We start from the raw sequence: 3,181 nt of genomic DNA, 5'->3' as shown, positions 1-3,181 counted from the left end.
TCAGTTATCAGTTATCAGTTATCAGTTATCAGTTATCAGTTCACTGAGAAAACTCCCCACACCCCACACCCCACACCCCACACCCCACTTCCCATCCCCTTTTTGATTTTTGACTTCAAGAAATATGTGGATTATTAGCAAAAAAGTCGGGGTATTTACCCATTATTTAACCTCTACGGGTACATTTACCCCCAGCATCGACAAAGCCAGTAAATTTTCTGCTCGGGAAATGGCGGATATTATGGCTAAAAAATACGGGGGAATAGTCGAGGCAATGAAATAATTATGACCATTGGTATTTGGATTTTAGGGGATCAATTATGGACAGGACAAGCGGCCTTAGCTAATCGTCAAGCCTATTCACAGGAAACGCCGGTTATTTTAATTGAATCCCACAATCATATTCGACAAAGACCCTATCATCAGCAAAAATTAGTTTTAATCTGGTCGGCGATGCGTCATTTTGCCGAAGAATTAAAAACTTTAGGATGGTCTGTTACCTACGAAATTGCAGAAGATTTTGAACCAATTTTATCTGCTTGGATTAAACGATTAGGCATTGAAGAATTACAGATCATGATGCCTAATGATTTGCCCTTTCTTAGATTAATTAAAAATCTCAATTTAGACTGTGCTATAACCCTAATTGATAATAATCACTTTCTCTGGACAAGGACAGATTTTAATAATTGGGCTAAATCTCGTAAAAGACTATTACTAGAGGATTTCTATCGAGAAAGTCGCAAAAAATGGCAGATTTTAATGGAGAATAATCAACCCATAGGAGGACAATGGAACTTTGATAAACAAAACCGCAAACCGCCCAAGGATGGATTAAAAACTGCTGCTCCTCTTTGGTTTGAACCCGATGAAATTACCCTTCAGGTTATCGCTGATGTGGAAGCTTTAGATATTCCTAAATATGGAAAAATCAAACCTTTTCGCTGGGCAGTAACCCGCAGACAAGCTTTACAGGTTTTGGAGCATTTTATTACTAATTGTCTGCCCAACTTTGGACCCTACCAAGATGCGATGATAACGGGAGAAGAAACCCTCTGGCATTCCCTATTATCTCCCTATCTTAATCTAGGATTACTAACGCCGTTGGAAGTGATTCAGGGGGCAGAAATTGCCTATAAAAAAGATAATTTAGCCCTAAATAGCATCGAAGGATTTATCCGTCAGGTGTTGGGATGGCGGGAATATATGCAGGGAATTTATCATTATCTGGGAGAAGATTACGCTAATCTCAATTGGTTTGAGCATCAACAACCCTTACCGGCTTTCTTTTGGGATAGTAACCAAACCGAGATGAATTGCCTCAAACAAGTATTATCACAGGTGGAAAATACTGGTTATGCCCATCATATTCAAAGATTAATGATTTTGAGCAATTTTGCCTTAATTTTTGGTTGCTCTCCCCAAGAGATTGAAAACTGGTTTCATAGTGTTTTTATCGATGCCTACGATTGGGTAATGCAGACTAATGTGTTGGGAATGGGACAATTTGCCGATGGGGGAATTCTCGCCTCCAAACCCTACGCCGCCTCGGCCAACTATATTGATAAAATGAGTGATTATTGTCGGGGTTGTCTGTATAAAAAAAATGAACGAGTCGGGGAGTTTGCCTGTCCTTTTAACTTTCTTTACTGGGATTTTTTGGCACGACATCGAGAAAAATTAAAATCCCAAGGTCGAGTTAATATGATTTTAGGTCATCTCGATCGAATGTCGGCAGCTGAACTTAATCAAATGCGCTGCCAGTCCAACCAATTAAGAGCTATCAGTCGTCAGCTTTGAATCAGTTATCAGTTATCAGATGCCAGTTTTCAGTTCACTGATTACTGTTTACTGTTTACTGTTTACTGCTCACTGAAAAACCCCCAACCCCCAAACCCACTATGATAATTGCTATATGAGTAAATCAAAAGAAAAAAACCGGATTGCCTATCAGGAATTTGGAGATAAAAGCAATTCTCAAGCTTTTGAGCGTTCCATTCCTGAATTACCCACAAATCAGCAGAATTTGCGAGTTCAAACCTCCCGCTCCGGTCGTGCGGGAAAAACCGTTACCATGGTTACAGGTTTTCAATGCCAAACCGAAACTCTGACGAAATTATTAAAACAGTTAAAAACTGCTTGCGGAACGGGTGGTACAGTGAAAGAAAATACCATTGAGATCCAAGGAGATCATCGCCAAAAAATTCTCCAAATTCTCATTGAATCGGGTTACAAAGCCAAAATTAGCGGAGGATAGCTTAAAATCATGATTCCCTCTTGGTTGCTTATCGGTGTCGTCGGATTTTTGGTAGCGTTAGCTGGGGGATTACTCAATTCTCGCGATGTACGTTGGTTTGCGCGATTGCGTCGTCCCGATTGGTTAACCTTTGAAAGATTAATCCCTCTTATCTGGACAATTATCTATATTTGTGGGGCAATTTCTGCTTATTTAGTCTGGGAAGCTCAACCGGCTAATCGCTGGTTTTTGATGGCTTTTTATCTGTTGGTGGAATTGACTATTACTGCCTATACTCCCGTCACCTGTAAACTACGCAGTCTCAAAGCGGGAACGATTATCGGAGGTACGGGTTTTTTCTTGGGTTGTCTTCTGGCGCTCTTGGTTTTCCCTGTTTCTTCTTGGGCGGGCATCCTACTCCTACCCTACCTGATTTGGAGTCCGATCGGTACCTATGTGACTTGGGAAATGATCCATCTCAATCCTCGGGATGTCTAGACAGGTAAAGTGGGATGGGTTAAAAATTAAGTTTGTTACTTATAGGGAGCATCTCTTAGCTTAAAACCCCACACCAGACACCCTGCCCCCACCGAAAAACTTTTTCAGCACACCCTATATATTTTATCGTTCACAACCGACAACAGAAGCGGTGTAGGTATTACCGATGTGCTGAATACCATTGACAAAAAGATTGACTAGAAAAGGTTGATCATTTGCCCGGACTGTGGCAGTAATTGTTAAGGGTTTATCGGGTTCGATTCGTACTCCATTAGTATTAAAAAATTCCTCGTTAGTTTGATCGCTATACTTGAGAAACAGCCGGATATCAAAGGAGGCAGCCCGGGGGACAGAAACCGTAACGATAAACCTCTGAAAACTTCTACCCCCTGGAACTGCCCAATCGGTATTCCAATTATTACGAGTTATCGTGACACCGAAAGGCCC

Annotated in this window: 4 protein-coding genes and 1 pseudogene; 4 read left to right on the top strand and 1 reads right to left on the bottom strand. The window is 41.1% G+C overall.

Annotated features, from left to right (window positions below):
* Nucleotides 1-124 precede the first annotated feature (124 nt).
* The 4 genes from PX481_RS01160 (at nt 125) to PX481_RS01145 (ending at nt 2,734) form a co-directional block, all read left to right on the top strand.
* The gene (locus PX481_RS01160; RefSeq protein ID WP_002750171.1) at nt 125-283 is read left to right on the top strand and encodes a hypothetical protein; all 159 of its coding nucleotides are present in this window, start codon (nt 125-127) and stop codon (nt 281-283) included.
* Between the two features lie 2 nt (nt 284-285).
* Nucleotides 286-1,800 (top strand): cryptochrome/photolyase family protein, encoded by a 1,515-nt coding sequence (locus PX481_RS01155; protein ID WP_002757006.1) that lies wholly within the window; start codon nt 286-288, stop codon nt 1,798-1,800.
* 115 nt (nt 1,801-1,915) lie between these two features.
* Nucleotides 1,916-2,257 (top strand): translation initiation factor, encoded by a 342-nt coding sequence (locus PX481_RS01150; RefSeq protein ID WP_288093236.1) that lies wholly within the window; start codon nt 1,916-1,918, stop codon nt 2,255-2,257.
* Nucleotides 2,258-2,266: 9 nt separating this feature from the next.
* Nucleotides 2,267-2,734 (top strand): TspO/MBR family protein, encoded by a 468-nt coding sequence (locus tag PX481_RS01145; protein ID WP_002757008.1) that lies wholly within the window; start codon nt 2,267-2,269, stop codon nt 2,732-2,734.
* A 123-nt stretch (nt 2,735-2,857) separates the two neighbouring features.
* Here the strand turns inward: PX481_RS01145 and PX481_RS01140 are convergent.
* A pseudogene (locus tag PX481_RS01140) lies at nt 2,858-3,181 on the bottom strand (hypothetical protein); the annotation flags it as partial.

Source organism: Microcystis sp. M53603_WE2 (genome assembly GCF_030065435.1).
The sequence above is the reverse complement of the archived record's forward strand: the minus strand, read 5'-3'. Positions and strand labels throughout refer to the sequence as shown.

Excerpts from the sequence above, each read along its gene's own strand:
- PX481_RS01160 (WP_002750171.1), top strand. The coding sequence starts at position 125 with ATGTGGATTATTAGCAAAAAAGTCGGGGTATTTACCCATTATTTAACC.
- PX481_RS01155 (WP_002757006.1), top strand. The coding sequence starts at position 286 with ATGACCATTGGTATTTGGATTTTAGGGGATCAATTATGGACAGGACAA.
- PX481_RS01150 (WP_288093236.1), top strand. The coding sequence starts at position 1,916 with ATGAGTAAATCAAAAGAAAAAAACCGGATTGCCTATCAGGAATTTGGA.
- PX481_RS01145 (WP_002757008.1), top strand. The coding sequence starts at position 2,267 with ATGATTCCCTCTTGGTTGCTTATCGGTGTCGTCGGATTTTTGGTAGCG.